At 70.5% G+C, this 15583-nt stretch carries 17 protein-coding genes; 10 read left to right on the forward strand and 7 right to left on the reverse strand.

Annotated features, from left to right (window positions below; all coding sequences use genetic code 11):
- Window positions 1-16: 16 nt before the first annotated feature.
- Entirely contained in the window at window positions 17-1012 is a 996-nt protein-coding gene (gene coaA / locus ACIP89_RS10630) for a type I pantothenate kinase (RefSeq protein WP_401923470.1), read from the reverse strand.
- 242 nt (window positions 1013-1254) lie between these two features.
- Window positions 1255-1881 (reverse strand): LysE/ArgO family amino acid transporter, encoded by a 627-nt coding sequence (locus ACIP89_RS10635; protein ID WP_402114233.1) that lies wholly within the window; start codon window positions 1879-1881, stop codon window positions 1255-1257.
- A gap of 69 nt (window positions 1882-1950) precedes the next feature.
- Between ACIP89_RS10635 and ACIP89_RS10640 the strand changes: the two genes are divergently transcribed.
- From ACIP89_RS10640 to ACIP89_RS10650, 3 genes are all read left to right on the forward strand, one after another.
- Entirely contained in the window at window positions 1951-2874 is a 924-nt protein-coding gene (locus ACIP89_RS10640) for a LysR family transcriptional regulator ArgP (RefSeq protein WP_401923477.1), read from the forward strand.
- A 7-nt stretch (window positions 2875-2881) separates the two neighbouring features.
- On the forward strand, window positions 2882-3274 hold the full coding sequence (locus ACIP89_RS10645) for a helix-turn-helix domain-containing protein (RefSeq protein WP_401923480.1): 393 nt from the start codon (window positions 2882-2884) through the stop codon (window positions 3272-3274).
- A gap of 88 nt (window positions 3275-3362) precedes the next feature.
- Window positions 3363-3776: a VOC family protein gene (locus ACIP89_RS10650; RefSeq protein ID WP_401923482.1), complete on the forward strand. Its 414-nt coding sequence runs from the start codon at window positions 3363-3365 to the stop codon at window positions 3774-3776.
- Between the two features lie 238 nt (window positions 3777-4014).
- On the opposite strand, the gene ACIP89_RS10655 is transcribed toward ACIP89_RS10650, so the two are convergent.
- Window positions 4015-5052 carry a sodium:calcium antiporter gene (locus ACIP89_RS10655; RefSeq protein ID WP_402114235.1) on the reverse strand — a complete coding sequence of 346 codons (1038 nt, stop codon included), beginning with the start codon at window positions 5050-5052 and terminating at the stop codon, window positions 4015-4017.
- A gap of 295 nt (window positions 5053-5347) precedes the next feature.
- On the opposite strand from ACIP89_RS10655, the gene ACIP89_RS10660 reads away from it, so the two are divergent.
- The gene (locus ACIP89_RS10660; RefSeq protein WP_402114238.1) at window positions 5348-5581 is read left to right on the forward strand and encodes a hypothetical protein; all 234 of its coding nucleotides are present in this window, start codon (window positions 5348-5350) and stop codon (window positions 5579-5581) included.
- Window positions 5582-5590: 9 nt separating this feature from the next.
- On the opposite strand, the gene ACIP89_RS10665 is transcribed toward ACIP89_RS10660, so the two are convergent.
- Entirely contained in the window at window positions 5591-6490 is a 900-nt protein-coding gene (locus ACIP89_RS10665) for a helix-turn-helix domain-containing protein (protein ID WP_402114240.1), read from the reverse strand.
- A gap of 345 nt (window positions 6491-6835) precedes the next feature.
- Entirely contained in the window at window positions 6836-7255 is a 420-nt protein-coding gene (locus ACIP89_RS10670; RefSeq protein WP_402114243.1) for an ATP-binding protein, read from the reverse strand.
- Between the two features lie 136 nt (window positions 7256-7391).
- Here ACIP89_RS10670 and ACIP89_RS10675 point away from each other — a divergent pair, with 136 nt between their 5' ends.
- Together ACIP89_RS10675 and ACIP89_RS10680 are read left to right on the forward strand one after the other, a co-directional pair.
- On the forward strand, window positions 7392-8243 hold the full coding sequence (locus tag ACIP89_RS10675; RefSeq protein ID WP_402114245.1) for a helix-turn-helix domain-containing protein: 852 nt from the start codon (window positions 7392-7394) through the stop codon (window positions 8241-8243).
- Window positions 8240-8446, forward strand: a complete 207-nt coding sequence (locus ACIP89_RS10680; protein ID WP_401923493.1) for a DUF397 domain-containing protein — start codon at window positions 8240-8242, stop codon at window positions 8444-8446. The genes ACIP89_RS10675 and ACIP89_RS10680 overlap by 4 nt, the downstream gene beginning before the upstream one ends.
- A gap of 196 nt (window positions 8447-8642) precedes the next feature.
- On the opposite strand, the gene ACIP89_RS10685 is transcribed toward ACIP89_RS10680, so the two are convergent.
- The gene (locus ACIP89_RS10685; RefSeq protein WP_402114248.1) at window positions 8643-9527 is read right to left on the reverse strand and encodes a helix-turn-helix transcriptional regulator; all 885 of its coding nucleotides are present in this window, start codon (window positions 9525-9527) and stop codon (window positions 8643-8645) included.
- 205 nt (window positions 9528-9732) lie between these two features.
- A complete protein-coding gene (locus tag ACIP89_RS10690; RefSeq protein WP_402114249.1) occupies window positions 9733-10554 on the reverse strand; it encodes an SDR family oxidoreductase in 822 nt (273 codons plus the stop codon).
- A 756-nt stretch (window positions 10555-11310) separates the two neighbouring features.
- Here ACIP89_RS10690 and glmS point away from each other — a divergent pair.
- From glmS to ACIP89_RS10710, 4 genes are all read left to right on the forward strand, one after another.
- Window positions 11311-13158: a glutamine--fructose-6-phosphate transaminase (isomerizing) gene (glmS, locus tag ACIP89_RS10695; protein WP_402114251.1), complete on the forward strand. Its 1848-nt coding sequence runs from the start codon at window positions 11311-11313 to the stop codon at window positions 13156-13158.
- Between the two features lie 43 nt (window positions 13159-13201).
- On the forward strand, window positions 13202-13570 hold the full coding sequence (locus tag ACIP89_RS10700) for a holo-ACP synthase (RefSeq protein WP_401923504.1): 369 nt from the start codon (window positions 13202-13204) through the stop codon (window positions 13568-13570).
- A 94-nt stretch (window positions 13571-13664) separates the two neighbouring features.
- Window positions 13665-15140, forward strand: a complete 1476-nt coding sequence (locus ACIP89_RS10705; RefSeq protein WP_401923506.1) for an NAD(P)H-hydrate dehydratase — start codon at window positions 13665-13667, stop codon at window positions 15138-15140.
- A 37-nt stretch (window positions 15141-15177) separates the two neighbouring features.
- Window positions 15178-15567, forward strand: a complete 390-nt coding sequence (locus ACIP89_RS10710; protein WP_401923509.1) for a DUF488 domain-containing protein — start codon at window positions 15178-15180, stop codon at window positions 15565-15567.
- Window positions 15568-15583 lie beyond the last annotated feature (16 nt).

Here is a 15583-nt window from a genome sequence, read left to right on the forward strand (position 1 = left end):
GGGTGGGTCCTGCGGCTCAGAGCTTGCGCAGGGACAGCCGCTGGACCTTGTGGTCGGGGCCCTTGCGGAGCACCAGGGTGGCACGGCCCCGGGTCGGCGCGACGTTCTCCACCAGATTCGGCTTGTTGATGGTCCGCCACATCGTCGCCGCGTACTCCAGCGCCTCCGCCTCCGAGACCTGTGTGTACTTGCGGAAGTACGAGGACGGGTCCTGGAACGCCGTCTCGCGCAGCTTGCGGAAGCGGTTGAGGTACCAGGCCTCGATGTCCTCCGGCCGGGCGTCCACGTACACGCTGAAGTCGAAGTAGTCCGCCAGCCCCACCCTGGTGCGGCCGTCCTTGCCGGGGAGCGCGGGCTGGAGCACGTTCAGCCCCTCGACGATGAGGATGTCGGGACGCCGGACGGTGAGCCGCTCACCGGGCACGATGTCGTAGATCAGGTGCGAGTAGACGGGGGCGGTCACCTCGTCCTTGCCCGCCTTGATGTCCGCGACGAAGCGGGTCAGGGCGCGCCGGTCGTAGGACTCCGGGAACCCCTTGCGCGACATCAGCCCGCGTGCGTGGAGTTCCTTCATCGGCAGCAGGAACCCGTCGGTGGTCACCCGCTCCACCCGGGGGTGCTCCGGCCAGCGGGCCAGCAGCGCCTGGAGGAGACGGGCACTGGTGGACTTGCCGACGGCGACACTGCCCGCGACCCCTATGACGAACGGGGTGCCGCGCTGCGCCCCCTGCCCGTTGCCCGCGTCCCCGAGGAAGGTGTTCAGCGCGCCGCGCAGCCCGGACGTGGCCTGCACGTACAGGTTGAGGAGCCGGGAGAGCGGCAGGTATACGTCGCGGACCTCGTCCAGGTCGATGACGTCCCCGAGCCCGCGCAGCCGCTCCACCTCCTCGGCGGTCAGCGGCAGCGGCGTCTTGTCGCGCAGTGCGCTCCACTCCGCTCGGGAGAGGTCGACGTACGGCGTCGCGGCGTGCTCGGCGCGTCGGTTCGTGCTCCGTGTCGGCGAAGTGATCACAGGTTCATTGTTGCGGGAATACGAACAGAGCGGAGGGTGGGGTCGGTCACGTGGGGGGCTTCATGTCGATTTCCGCATAACGGGCGGGCATAACGGGTGGGTGGGATCTGTGGCGGGTCGGGATCGGACCAGAGGTCCGGCAGTGGCTGGAGCTTCTGACGGAAGCGCGCCACGACGCGGTCGTAGGAGCCGCCCGGCGGCCTGACGGCGGCCGTGCCGCGGAAATCCGTGCGCCGCGTGCGTCAGACCGAGCGGGCCAGCAGCATGGCGCCCATCGTGAGCATGGTGAGCGCGACGAGCGCGTCCAGAACCCGCCAGGCGGCGGGGCGGTTGAGGATTCCGCTGAGCAGCCGGGCGCCGTAGGCGAGGCCGGCGAACCAGACCAGACTGGCCAGAATCGCTCCGAAACCGAAGACCCAGCGCAGCGAGCCGCGTTCGGCGGCGACCGAGCCGAGCAGCAGCACGGTGTCCAGGTACACGTGCGGGTTGAGCCAGGTCAGGGCCAGGCAGGTGAGCACCGCTGTACGGATGGAGCCCGTCGAGACGCCCTCCGTCGTCAGCGCCTGCCCGGAGACGGGTCGCAGCGCGCGGCGGGCGGCCAGAGCGCCGTAACACAGCAGGTAGCCGCCACCGGCCAGACCGACCGCGGTCAGGACGCTGGGCCACGTGGTCACCACGGTTCCCAGCCCGGCCACTCCCAGGGCGATGAGGGCGGCGTCGGACGCGGCGCAGATGCCCACCACCGCGAGCACGGCCTGCCTGCGTACGCCCTGGCGCAGGACGAAGGCGTTCTGTGCGCCGATGGCGACGATGAGGGAGAGGCCCGTGCTGAATCCGGCGATGGCCACCGGGAGGATGTCGCTGTTCACGCAGTCGACGCTAGGGAGCGCGGAACCATTAGTACAGCTAAAGTTTCTTAGGTAAGATTAGCGATTGTGATGATCGAGCTTCCGTCCGACCACATGCGCACGCTGCTCGCCGTCGTGGCCGAGGGCACTTTCGATGCCGCCGCCGCGGTTCTGCATGTGACGCCGTCCGCGGTCAGTCAGCGGATCAAGGCCTTGGAACAGCGCACCGGCCGCGTGCTGCTGATGCGCACGAAGCCGGTCAGGCTGACGGAGTCCGGCCGGGTGGTGGTGCGGTACGCGCGCCAACTGGCCGCGCTGGAGCGGGAAGCGCACCTGGAGCTGGGCATCGCGGACGCCTCGGGTCCGGCGCGGCTGCCGATAGCGGTGAACGCGGACTCGCTGGCCACCTGGTTCCTCACCGCGCTGACGCGGGTGCCGCAGGACGAGCCGGTCTGCTTCGAGCTGCACCGCGAGGACGAGGCGCACACCGCGATGCTGTTGCGCGAGGGGCAGGTGATGGCGGCGGTGACCTCCTCGGCGGAGCCGGTCGCCGGCTGCGTCGTGCGTCCGCTGGGCCTGGCCCGGTATCTGCCGGTGGCGAGCCCCCGGTTCACGGAACGCCATCTGGCGACGGCCCCTCTTGAGCGCTCGCTGTCCGATGCGCCGGTGATCGTCTTCGACCGCCGGGACGAACTGCAGGACCGCTTCGTCCGGTCCCTCTCGCCCAGTGCCCCGGGCGCCGGGCCGATGCGTCACTACGTGCCCACGTCGGAGGGGTTCTGCGACGCGGTGGCCGCCGGTCTCGGCTGGGGCCTGGTCCCGGAGACGCAGGCGGATCCGCTGCTGCGATCGGGCGCTCTCGTGGAGCTGGCGCCGGGACGGCGGCTGGATGTGCCCCTGTACTGGCAGCACTGGAAGCTGGACGTGCCCGCGCTGGCCGTCGTGACCGGAGTCATCGCCGCCACAGCGGCCGAGTTCCTGTACCGGGATCCGAGCCCCGCCCCCGTGGTGTGATGGCGGGGTGAGCCGCGCCGCAGAAGAGTCGAACCGCCGGATGCTCCGGGCCCGGGACACGATGGACCGTTCCTACGCGCAGCCGCTGGACGTACCCGCCCTGGCCCGTATCGCGCACGTCTCCCCGGCGCACTTCTCGCGTACCTTCCGGGACACGTTCGGTGAGACGCCGCACCGCTACCTCCAGCGCCGCCGGGTGGAGCGCGCGATGTTCCTGCTGCGGGAGACCGGCCGCAGCGTGACGGACATCTGCTTCGAGGTCGGCTTCGGCAGCACCGGCACCTTCAGCCGCACCTTCAGCGCGATCGTCGGCCGCTCGCCGAGGGCGTACCGCAAGGAATCCGTGCCGACGGGCGTACCCACGTGCTTCACGATGGCGTGGACGAGGCCCAGCGACTGAGCGGTTGGGGGCGGGTACGACGGTACGACGGTGCGACCGAGCAGTTCCGGATAAGTTTTCCCGGTCCGGCGCCCGTAGCGTTGAGCACATGTTCAACGCGATCACGCACTCACAGATCTACGTCCTCGACCAGGACCAGGCCCTCGACTTCTACGTCGGCAAGCTCGGCCTCGAAGTCGCCGCCGATGTCGACATGGGCTTCATGCGCTGGCTCGCCGTCAGCGTCCCCGGCCACCCCGAGCGCCAGATCCTGCTGGAGCGGCCGGGCGCCCCCGCGATGTCGGAGGAGACCGCGGAGCAGGTACGCGAGCTGGTGACCAAGGGCGCGATGGGCGGCTGGCTCATCCTCACCACGGACGACTGCCGCAAGACGTACGAGACGCTGCTGGCCAAGGGCGTCGAGTTCACCGAGGAGCCCACCGACCGCGACTACGGGATCGACTGCGGCCTGCGTGACCCGTTCGGCAACCGCCTCCGCTTCACCCAGCTGAAGGCCGTCTGAAGGCGGTCCGAAGGCCGTCCGAGGGCCGTCCGAGGGCCGTCCGAGGGCCGTCCGAGGGCCGTCCGAGGGCCGTCCGAGGGCCGTCCGAGGGCCGTCCGAGGGCCGTCCGAGGGCCGCGCGAAGACTGCTGACGGCTGCCTTCAGACGGCCTGACGGCGGCCTCACGGCGGCCTGACGGCGGCCTTCAGACGGCCTGACTGCGGCCTGACGGCGGCCTGACGGCGGTTCCGCGGGCGGGTCAGGCCAGGATCGGGACGAGCCCCAGCCCGAAGACGGCGTAGAAGAGCGCCGCCACGGCCAGCCGCCCGGGGGTGAGGCGGTGGGCGCGCATCGTCAGCAGCAGGTAGACGATCGCGGCCATGGTGATCACCCCGGACCAGAGCAGGGCGCCGTCGAACTCCCAGCTGGTGAACAGCAGCCCCAGGCCGCTGGGGACGGTCGCCTGGATCATCATGGCGCCGGAGATGTTCGCCAGCGCCAGCTGGGTCTTCCCCTGCCGGACCCAGATGATCGCGTTCATGACCTCGGGCAGCTCCGTCGCGACCGGCGACAGCAGCAGCGCGGTGACGGCGGACGACAGCCCCAGCATCGGGCCGATCGCGTCGAGCTGCCTCACGAACAGCTGGGACGCGAAGAAGATGACGGCGAGGGTGGCCAGGGTCTGGACCACGACGGCCCAGGTCTCCGGAACGGCGGCCCGGGGACGGAGCTTCAGCGGCTCCAGCTCCTCGTCCTCCCCGCCGTCGTCGCCGCTGCGGATCTCGCGCCAGAAGTAGACGGCGTACGCGGCGAAGAACAGCACGCCGAGGACCGGCTTGACGGCGAACGCCACCAGCCCGAGCGCGACCTTGACCACGAAGATCGGCAGGAACCAGGTCTGGTCCTTGGCCAGCCGCTTCATGTCCTTCTCGTCCCCGAGCGGAGCCCGTACCCCGCCGCGGTCACCCCCGTCGGCCGGGTCGGGGACATGCTCCCTGCGCCGCTTGAGGAACAGCATCGCGCCGGTCACGCCGTAGGCGATCGTGGACAGCGCGAGCGGGCCGCCCATTGCCGCGCCGACGCCGATGTTCTTGGCTTCCTCGTCGGCGCCCGTGGTGACCGCGACCAGCGTGACGACCGACTCCGGCAGTGCCGTGCCGAACGCGGCCAGGATCGTCCCGACCGCCATCTTTCCGACGTCGAGGCGCTGCCCCAGCCATTCCACCGCGTTGACGAACCACTCGCACGACAGGTAGATCGCCACCGCGCACACGATGAGCAGAACGAAATGGATCACACCGACCGCCCGGCCTTTCCGCACTACGGATTCCTGGGCTCTGGGCTTCTGGCTCCACCACGCCCACCCGCAAGATTCTGCACGGAGCCGGCTGCCGGGAGCCGCAGTGACCCCAGCAAGTCGCTGACCTGTTTGTTCCGGCGACCTTTGGGCCTGACGAGGGGCTCTGGGCCCTGCGGGTCGGGCCTCCCGCGTACCTAACGTGACGCATACGCGTCATGGCTGGATCGGGGAGGCCGGGCGTCTTCAGGAGTCGGTGAAGGGTTGCCCGTTGCCGGAGGACTCACAAGGCCTGGTGCATCGCGGGGAGCTTCCCGCCCCGGTCCCGGCCGACGAGAGGAACGAGGGAATCGTTCCGCGACGGTCGCTCCCGATCGCGGATCTCGGCCCGGACATGCCCGTCGTGCTCGACTACCGCGAGTCGCCCACCGCTCCGCGCGTGCTGTACATGAACGACACCGTGTGGGTACAAGTGGCCTCGAACTCCGGGGAGTTCCTTGCTTTCCTGTACGGGGACGAGAGCGGCTGAGGGCGCGGGTCACGCGGTGACGGACAACTCCGCGAGGCACTCGCCGCACCGGCCGGGCTCGGGCGCCCTGAACGCGCGGTCGCAGGCGTCGCAGTTCTGGAGCGGTACCGGGGGCGGGGGGACGTAAGCGGCCGGGACCGGGGCGGGGAGCAGTGCGTTCAGCCGGTGCGCCAGCAGCTTGGCCGGGTACTTCAGGGGTACGGGCAGGTCCGTCGTCAGGGCCCGGGTGATCGAGGCGGGGGCGGCGTCGCGTTCCAGCCAGGCCGCTACGGCGGGCGTGAGGCTGCGGATGTCGTTCTGCGAGAGGACGAGTACGGGCGCCTCGCGCCGCAGCCCGAGCAGGATGGCCGACGCCCGTCGGTGCAGGTCCGGGGTGGGTTCCTGCGGCCGGGGGACGGGGACGGGGACGGGGACGGGTACGGGCGCGGGAGTGGGCGTGGAGGCCGGTGGGACAGTCTCAACCGGGGCCGGGGCCGCAGCCGCAACCGGGGCCGCTGCCGGGGCAGGAGCAGGAGCAGGAGTGGGCGGCGGGTCCGCCGCCACTTCGCACGGCTGGTTGTACGACGTCGAGCGCGTGATCACGCGGCCGCTGGCCAGGCGCTCGCGGGTGCGCTTCAAGTAGCCCTTGGTTTCGAGTTCCCGCAAGGCCTCGGCGATGCGGTACTCGCTCTCCGGGAAGCGCTCGACCAGGAACTTGATGCCGATCTTGGCCCCGTCCGGCAGCGACTGGATGTGTACGGCGAGCCCGATCGCGACCAGTGAGAGTTCCTGGTGCTGGGCGAGATGGTTGCCCACGACCGTGAAGTGACTGGTGTGGCGCACGTTGACGTGGAGGACCCCGCCGGACCCGGGGCCGGACCGGGCGCCTGAAGAGGCGCGCGAGGGCGCGATATTCTGCTGGATATCCATCGGGAAGATCTGCTGCTTCCTCTTGGTCAGGCCCTCGCTCGGGATTGCTGTCCCGGCGGGGGCCGTCTCATGTCTGAAGTTGGTTTCGTGAGCATATGCCAGGCAACCCGGGCGAAATCCAGCTCAGTTGGCCAACCTCACCCGTGTGAGTGACGGGCGCCCCCGCGGGCGCGCGGGGCCTGCTGAGGTCCACCGGGATGGGTTGGGTGGGGTTAGGTTGGGAGAGTTTCTTCTTCCCAAAGGACTTAAAAGCCTTTTACGTCGTGGGCAGCCGCGTCGTGGGCAGCTGCGTCGCGGCCCGCCGGGTCGCGGACCACCGCGTCGCGGCCGACCGGGTCGCGGTGGTCACGATCCGGTGAGGGAGAGCTCCGCCCAGACCGTCTTGCGCGGGAACGGGCCGTGCCGGACGCCCCAGCGCGTGGCCAGTGCCTCGACGAGAAGGAGCCCCCGCCCGGACTCGTACACCTCGGACCGATCCAGCACCCGGGGCAGCCGCTCCCCGCGTGCGTCCGCCACCTCGATGCGCAGCGTGTCCCCGGTGACCGTCAGCAGGATGCGGAAGTCGCGCCCCGGTACGTAACCGTGCATCACCGCGTTCGACGCCAGCTCAGCGATGACCTGTCTGGCATCGTCCAGCGGCAGCCCCCAGGAGCGGAGCTGTTCGGTCGTCAGCAGCCGGGCGAGCCGGGCGCCTCGACGGGTCGCGGAGAGCTGCACGGCGAACTGTCCGCTGCGTGCACGCGGTTGGGTGATTTCTCGGTTCACGTCACTCAGCGTGGCCGTCCGTCGCTACGCTGAAAAGCAGTGACACGTATACGGACGGTGACTGTCCAGCGGTCGTACGGGCCTGTCCACGCCGTACAGCGCCGGAGCGCCGCGAACGGGTGGAGGCGGGTGGCGCATGACGGGCAACGACATGGTGGACGGGCCGGATTGGGTGGTCGATCCCGAGGACGAGTCGGGTGCCGTGATGGCCATGGTCGGCAGGCAGATCCGGCTCTGGCGTGAGACGGCGGGCTTACGCGCGGCGGAACTGGGCGAGGCGATCGGGTACGGCGAGAACCTGGTCTACAAGGTGGAGGCCGGTACCCGGATCGCCAAACCGGAGTTCCTGGACCGGACGGACGAAGCCCTGGGTGCGAAGGGCAAGATCGCAGCGATGAAGAAGGATGTCGCGGAGGCGCGGTATCCGAAGAAGGTTCGCGATCTGGCCAAGTTGGAGGCCGATGCGGTCGAGTTGGGCTCGTACGACACCGATGTGGTCGATGGCCTGCTTCAGACGGAGGCGTATGCCCGCGCTCTCTACGGGGAACGGCGCCCGGCGTTCACCGAGGAACAGGTCGAAGGTCTTGTGGCCGCGCGGATGGCCCGGCAGGCGATCTTCGAGCGTCGGCCCGCCCCGCTGCTGACCTTCGTGCAGGAAGAGGCCACGCTCAGGCGCCCCACGGGCGGCAAAATGGTGTTGCGTCGACAGCTCGAACACCTGCTAGAACTGAGCATGTTGAGGCATGTCGAGATCCAGGTCATGCCGATGGAGACGGAAGAACACGCAGGACTGGCAGGCTCTCACCGGGTGTTTAAGCTGACTGATGGTACGGCTGTGGGGCTCAACGAGGTCCAGCTCACCAGTCGGCTGATCAGCGATCCCAAGGAAGTCCAGATCCTTGAGATGCGGTACGGCCTGATCCGGGCCCAGGCACTTACGCCTCGGCTCTCGCGAATGTTCATCGAGAAACTGCTGGGAGAGACATGAGTGCCAAGCCCTCGGCCGGAATCCCTTCCGACCTGACCTGGTTCAAGAGCAGTTACAGCTCGAACGACGGCCCCTCGTGCGTGGAGGTCGCCGCTGCCCCCAACACCGTCCACGTCCGCGACTCCAAGAACATCCCCGGCCCCGAACTCGGCTTCGCCCCGGACGCCTGGGCCGAGTTCGTCTCGTACGCGTCGACCGACTGAGCGTCGGTACACCGCCACCGCCGTCCCCCGAGGGCCTGCCCGCGCATACGCGTGTGTGGCAGGCCCTCCAGCCGCGTTCGATGATCCGAACCTGATCGCGTACTGCGGGCTGGAGCCGGTGGTGCGGCTGGCCGGATGGTGCGGTCCGCCCGCGCTGGCCGGGGAGGTGGACCCCGGTACGGCTGAAGGGGTTGGACTATCCGTTGTGTGGTTCGAGTTCGGTCGCCAGCGTCTGTTGGGAGGCCGCCCACGATGCCAGGAGCGCCAATTTGTCGGCGGTCGGTGTGCCTGCGGGGGCGGTGTAGATGTTGAGGTGCAGGCCGGGTTCCGCGGGCAGTTCCAGGGATTCGACGTCCAAGTCGAGTGGGCCCACGATCGGATGGTGCATACGCTTGCGGCCGGACCGGTGCAGCCGCACGTCCTGCGACGCCCACCGCTGCCGAAATAGCTCACTGCGCGTGGACAGTTCGCCGACCAGGGCGATCAGCTCCTCGTCGTGCGGATTGCGGCCGGCTTCCATGCGTAGCTTCGCGGCCACGGCACCGGCAACTTGGTCGTAATCGACAAAGAAATCTCTGGCCGCCTCAGGGTTCAGATAGACGAACCGCGCCGTGTTCGCGGGCCGTCGCGGGTCGGCCAGCACCGGTGAATACAGCGCGCGGGCGAGTTGATTCATGGCGAGCACGTCGTAACGGCCGTTACCGATCCAGGCCGGCGCATCGGAGATGGCTTCGAGCACCTGCTGCAGTGTCGAGCGCACCGTCACGGCAGGCCTGCGCCGGCGTGGGCCGCGGGGCGCCCTGGACCGGCGCGCGAGGTGGAACAGGTGGTCGCGCTCGGCTTCGTCGAGCTGCAAGGCAGAGGCCAGAGCCTCAAGTACGCCGTCGGAGGCACCGGCGAGGCTGCCGCGCTCCATGCGCACGTAGTAGTCGACCGATACCCCCGCCAGGAGCGCGACCTCCTCGCGGCGCAGACCTTTGACCCGGCGGTTGCCGCCGTAAGCGGGCAGGCCCGCCTGCTCGGGTGCGATGCGGGCACGACGCGAGCTGAGGAACTCCCGGATCTCGGTGCGTGGATCCATCGTGGCCATCTCCTTACCCTAAGGGCTGTCCCGCAATTCCTGGCGGGCGCGCGACGCCGGCTACGGCGCCTCGCCGCGTTGTCGAAACGCTCGAATACCTCCAGTACGCGGGCGCCTCTCCGCCTCGCGATGCACCGCATCTGACGCCGCGCGCTGATCCACCAGGAATTGCGGGACAGCCCTTAGGCCCGTTCAGTCGTACTGGTCAGTGGCCCATGACGGGGGGAGTGCCCGTTGCAGTCGTAGCGGTGCCGCCATCTACCGGGATGACGGCGCCCGTGAGGTAGGACCCGGCCCGGCCGGCGAGAAACACGGCGATACCCGCCATGTCGTCGTCGCGCCCGAGCCGCCGCAGTGGGGCAGCCGCCGCGATCTTGTCGCCGATGGCATCGAGCGTGGCCCCCATCATCTGCGACGGGAAGACTCCCGGTGCTACCGCGTTCACCGTGACGTGCTGTGGGCCCAGCTCCCGGGCAAGCACTCTGGTGAGCTGATGGAGTGCCGCTTTGCTGCTGGCGTACGAGTAGGTGGGCGCCTGGGCGACGTGGATGGCGGCGATACTGCCGATGTTGATGATCCGTGCCGGATCATCGGCGGTGCCCGCCTTGCGAAGTGCCGGGAGCAGTGCCTGCACCAGCCAGAACGGCGACTTGAGGTTGAGGTCGAGCACGGCATCCCAGGCCTCGTCCGGGAACGTCTCCAGCGGCTCGCTACGCATCGCGCCCGCGTTGTTGACGAGGATGTCCAGGCGTTCCGAGTCGGCCTGGACAAGATCAGCGAGGCGCTGGCACTCGTCGTGCCTGGACAGGTCGGCGGGAATTGCTTGGACGTCGCCGAATTCGGATAGCAGCCGCTGTGCCTCCGTGCACGTGTCTGCGTCGCGTGAGCTGATGACGACGCGGGCGCCCGCCTGGAGAAGGCCGCGCGCTATCATCATCCCAATTCCCTTGGTGCCGCCAGTGACAAGTGCGTATTTTCCACTCAGATCGAATAGTTCTGTGTGAGTGGTGAATTGGTTGTCCGTCATTGGTATCCGTTCCTTCTGCCGTATCAGAATGCACCGATATGGTCACGCGTTCGGGGCAGCGGCTGAATTCAGCTGATGAGGTAGAGCTGCAGTGCGTGCTGTCGGGGCATTCGGCCCCGCCAGGTTGACAGGGGTTCGGAACGTCAGGGAGACCCTGGTGATACAGGTACTGTCAGAACCCCCTTGCCCGGTCCGCTGACTCGGGAAGTCCTCGGCGCTCTTCAGGTCCATCGAATTCACCAAGGGTCAGGATGCGTTGACGAAGTTCTCGGTTCGATATCGAGGATCCAATGCTTTCCCGGTGCCGTGCGGACTCGTGTCGCGACCATATGCGAGACGAATTCAGGGACCACGGAATCGGGTTCGAAGGTGTGCTCGCCGGAGCCGATGACCCGGCGCGCCCGGTCCCGCCGGAGGCGGGCGGCGCGCTCCGTCCTGGGCACCGGAGCGGGCGGAGAAGCCCGTCCTGGGCACCGGAGCGGGCGGGCGCGGAGGGCGGCTCGGTGGGCACCCTTCCGGCGGCTCGGTTACGCCTTCGGGGTGGCCGTGCTCCTGGCGCGGGGACCGCGTCGTGCCCGCCCGGCTTCCGGATGCCCGGTGCCGGAGGCGGCGCGGGTGGGCAGTCGCGGCGCAGCCTCCGGCGACGCGGTGCCCTGGATCGCCGGACGGGCTCGATGCCGCCGACGTGGGCGTGAAATGCCGGATGCTTCTGCGACTATGCGAGGAACATAAGCAAACGTCCATGAAGGGACCGATATGTGCGGGATCGTCGGATACGTCGGTGGGCAGTCGGCGCAGGACGTCGTCGTCGCGGGACTCAAGCGGTTGGAGTACCGGGGGTACGACTCCGCCGGGATCGCCGTCCTCGCTGATGGCGGGCTGGCCGCCGCGAAGCGGGCCGGGAAGCTCGTCAATCTGGAGAAGCTGCTGGTCGAGCGGCCGCTGCCGGCCGGGAGCGCAGGGATCGGCCACACCCGGTGGGCCACGCACGGAGGTCCGACCGACGTCAACGCCCACCCGCACCTGGACAACGCCGGACGCGTCGCCGTCGTGCACAACGGGATCATCGAGAACTTCGCCGTCCTGCGGTCCGAACTGACCGGGCGCGGCCACGAGCTGGCATCCGAGACCGACACCGAGGTCGTCGCCCACCTCCTCGCGGAGGAGTACGCGGGCGGCGAGGACCCGGCCGGGGCGATGCGGCAGGTCTGCCGGAGGCTCGAAGGGGCGTTCACGCTCGTCGCGGTGTTCGCGGACGCCCCCGACGTGGTGGTCGGGGCCCGGCGGAACTCTCCGCTCGTGGTGGGGGTGGGGGAGGGCGAGGCGTTCCTGGCCTCCGACGTCGCCGCGTTCATCGCGCACACCCGGTCCGCGATCGAGCTGGGCCAGGACCAGGTGGTGGAGCTGAGCCGGGACGGTGTCGTCGTCACCGGGTTCGACGGGCGGCCCGCAGAGGTGCTGCCGTACCACGTGGACTGGGACGCGTCCGCGGCGGAGAAGGGCGGCTACCCCTCCTTCATGCTCAAGGAGATCGCCGAGCAGCCGAAGGCCGTCACCGACACCCTCCTCGGCCGGATCGACCCGGAGGGGACCCTGCACCTCGACGAGGTGCGGATCACCCGGGCGGAGCTGCGCGAGGTCGACAAGGTGGTGATCGTCGCCTGCGGGACCGCGTTCCACGCCGGGATGATCGCCAAGTACGCCATCGAGCACTGGACCCGGATCCCCTGCGAGACCGAGCTGGCCAGCGAGTTCCGCTACCGGGACCCGATCCTGGACCAGCGCACGCTCGTCATCGCGATCTCGCAGTCCGGCGAGACGATGGACACCCTGATGGCGCTGCGGCACGCCCGTGAGCAGGGCGCGAAGGTCCTCGCCATCTGCAACACCAACGGGTCCACCATCCCGCGCGAGTCCGACGCCGTCCTGTACACGCACGCCGGGCCGGAGGTCGCCGTCGCCTCGACCAAGGCGTTCCTCACCCAGCTCGTCGCCTGCTACCTCGTCGCGCTGTACCTCGGCCAGGTCCGGGGGACCAAGTGGGGTGACGAGATCCGCACCGTCATCCGGCAGCTCTCCGAGATCTCCGGCGAGGTGCGGCGGGTCCTGGGGACCATGGAGCCGGTGCGCGCGCTGGCGCGTTCGCTGGCGGGCCACGACACGGTGCTCTTCGTCGGCCGGCACGTCGGCTACCCGGTCGCCCTGGAAGGCGCGTTGAAGCTCAAGGAGCTCGCGTACATGCACGCGGAGGGGTTCGCCGCCGGGGAGCTGAAGCACGGGCCGATCGCGCTGATCGAGGAGGGCCTGCCGGTCGTCGTGGTGGTGCCGTCACCGCGCGGGCGCTCGGTGCTGCACGGCAAGATCGTCTCGAACATCCAGGAGATCCGGGCCCGGGGCGCGCTCACCGTCGTCATCGCGGAGGAGGGCGACGAGACCGTCGTCCCGTACGCCGACCACCTCATCCGGATTCCCGCAACGCCTACGCTGCTTCAGCCGCTGGTCGCCACCGTTCCGCTCCAGGTCTTCGCCTGCGAGCTGGCGACGGCCCGGGGCAACGAAGTGGACCAGCCGCGCAATCTGGCGAAGTCCGTCACCGTGGAGTGAGTGAGTGGAGTGACATGAGCGGGGCAGCTGTGGGGGTGCGCGCGTGATCATCGGGGTCGGTATCGACGTGGCGGAGATCGAGCGGTTCGACGAGGCGCTGGAGCGCACCCCGAAGTTGGCTCAACGCCTCTTCCTGGAGAGCGAGTTGATGCTTCCGGACGGTGAGCGGCGGGGGATCGCCTCGCTGGCCGCGCGGTTCGCCGCGAAGGAGGCGCTCGCCAAGGCGCTCGGCGCCCCCGCCGGGCTGCTCTGGACGGACGCGGAGGTGTACGTCGAGGCGAGCGGGCAGCCCCGGCTGCGGGTGAGCGGCACGGTCGCCGCCCGCGCCGCCGAACTGGGCGTGCGGCAGTGGCACGTGTCGCTCAGCCATGACGCGGGGGTGGCGTCCGCCGTGGTGATCGCGGAGGGCTGAGGTGATGATCGCGGAGGGCTGAGCCGGGTGTCGCCGGCCGGCGGGAGCGCGGCGGGCCGGGGCGTGGCGGACGTTTTCTGCGTACGTTGGAGCCATGCGTACTGCGTACAGCGTCTCGACCGTACGGGCCGCCGAACAGGCCCTCATGGCACGGCTCCCGGAGGGCACGCTGATGCAGCGCGCCGCCGCGGGGCTCGCCGCCGCCTGCACCGACCTGCTGCGGCGCGGCGGCCGGGTGTACGGGTCCCGCGTCGTCCTCCTCGTCGGCAGCGGCGACAACGGCGGCGACGCGCTGTACGCGGGCGCCCGGCTCGCCCGGCGCGGGGCCGGTGTGCTCGCCGTACGGGTCTCGCCGGGCCGGGCCCACGAGGGCGGGAGCGAGGCGCTGCGCGCGGCGGGCGGCCGGGTGGTGGACGGCCTCGACGTCCCGGCGACGAGCAGGCACCGGGACTGGGCGGGCCGCGTGGACCTCGTCGTCGACGCCGTCACCGGCATCGGCGGGCGCGGCGGACTGCGGCCCGCCGCCGCCGCGCTCGTGGCCCGGTACACGGCACACGACGCGCCCGTCGTCGCCGTCGACCTGCCCAGCGGCGTCGAGGCCGACACCGGTGAGGTGCTCGGGGACGCGGTCCGCGCCGACGCGACCGTCACCTTCGGGGCGTACAAGCCGGGGCTCCTCATCGACCCGGCCGCGGAACGGGCCGGGGCGCTGCGCCTCGTCGACATCGGGCTCGGCGCCGAACTGCCCGCCGTGCCGGACCTGGAGGCGCTCCAGTACGCGGACGTGGCCGCGCTGCTGCCGGTACCGGGCGCAGAGAGCGACAAGTACCGGCGCGGCGTCGTGGGCATCGCCGCCGGCTCCGCGCGCTACCCGGGCGCGGCGGTGCTGGCCGTCTCCGGGGCGCTGCGCGGCGGGGCCGGGGCGGTGCGCTACGTCGGCCCCGGGGCGGACGCGGTCATCGCGCGGCACCCGGAGACCCTGGTCCACGCGGGCCCGCCGTCCAGGGCGGGGCGGGTGCAGGCCTGGGTCGTCGGTCCGGGGCTGGGTGACGGGACGGACGCCGTGGAGGCCGTCTCCGACGTGCTGGCCGCCGACGTCCCGGTGCTGATCGACGCGGACGGGCTGCGGCTGCTGGACGCCGACGTGGTCCGGGAGCGCACCGCCCCCACCGTCCTGACCCCGCACGCCGGGGAGGCCGCGGCCCTGCTCGGCGTAGCGCGCGAGGAGGTCGAGGCGGGGCGGCTCGCCGCCGTGCGCGAACTCGCCTCCCGGTTCCGCGCCACCGTTCTGCTCAAGGGCTCGACGACGCTGATCGCCGCCGACGAGCCGGGCGCCCCCGTGCGGGTCAACCCGACCGGCACCTCCTGGCTCGCCACGGCGGGCAGCGGCGACGTGCTCTCCGGGCTGACCGGCTCGCTGCTCGCCGCCGGTCTCGCCCCCCGCGACGCCGCTTCCGTCGGCGCCCACCTGCACGGCCTCGCGGCCCGGCACGCCTCCGACGGCTCCCCGGTCGCCGCCCAGGACGTCGCGGAGGCCATCCGTTCGGCCTGGCGGGACGTACGGGCCTGAGCGATCCTGGAAGCGCCGAGACGAGAGGGGCCCGGCCGTGGGCAACAGCAGCAGTGACGTGCGCGTACGCCGGGTGTACGACCCGCGGGAGGACGGCGACGGCACCCGGGTGCTGGTCGACCGGCTCTGGCCGCGCGGGGTCGCCAGGGAACGTGCCGCGATCGACAAGTGGCTCAAGGACCTCACCCCGTCGAAGGAACTGCGCTCCTGGTACCACGAGGACCGCTCCGGCACCCGCTACGACGACTTCGTCGACCGCTACCGCGCCGAACTGGCCGACCCCGTGCACACCGCCGCCGTCGGTGAACTCGTCGCGCTGGTCCGCGACGGCGGGCCGGTGACGCTGGTGACCGCGGTCAAGGACGTCCCGCACAGCCACGTACCGGTCCTCGTCGACCACCTGGAACACGAGCTGCGCCACCACTGACCCGGACCCCGGCGCA

The sequence above is a fragment of the Streptomyces sp. NPDC088730 genome (assembly GCF_044751215.1).
GTDB lineage: Bacteria > Actinomycetota > Actinomycetes > Streptomycetales > Streptomycetaceae > Streptomyces.

What these genes read in the sequence shown, in the direction of transcription:
- ACIP89_RS10640 (WP_401923477.1), top strand. Translation starts at nt 1,951, where the DNA reads ATGATCGAGCTTCCGTCCGACCACATGCGCACGCTGCTCGCCGTCGTG.
- ACIP89_RS10650 (WP_401923482.1), top strand. Translation starts at nt 3,363, where the DNA reads ATGTTCAACGCGATCACGCACTCACAGATCTACGTCCTCGACCAGGAC.
- ACIP89_RS10665 (WP_402114240.1), bottom strand. Translation starts at nt 6,490, where the DNA reads ATGGATATCCAGCAGAATATCGCGCCCTCGCGCGCCTCTTCAGGCGCC.
- ACIP89_RS10675 (WP_402114245.1), top strand. Translation starts at nt 7,392, where the DNA reads ATGACGGGCAACGACATGGTGGACGGGCCGGATTGGGTGGTCGATCCC.
- ACIP89_RS10680 (WP_401923493.1), top strand. Translation starts at nt 8,240, where the DNA reads ATGAGTGCCAAGCCCTCGGCCGGAATCCCTTCCGACCTGACCTGGTTC.
- ACIP89_RS10685 (WP_402114248.1), bottom strand. Translation starts at nt 9,527, where the DNA reads ATGGATCCACGCACCGAGATCCGGGAGTTCCTCAGCTCGCGTCGTGCC.
- ACIP89_RS10690 (WP_402114249.1), bottom strand. Translation starts at nt 10,554, where the DNA reads ATGACGGACAACCAATTCACCACTCACACAGAACTATTCGATCTGAGT.
- glmS (WP_402114251.1), top strand. Translation starts at nt 11,311, where the DNA reads ATGTGCGGGATCGTCGGATACGTCGGTGGGCAGTCGGCGCAGGACGTC.
- ACIP89_RS10705 (WP_401923506.1), top strand. Translation starts at nt 13,665, where the DNA reads ATGCGTACTGCGTACAGCGTCTCGACCGTACGGGCCGCCGAACAGGCC.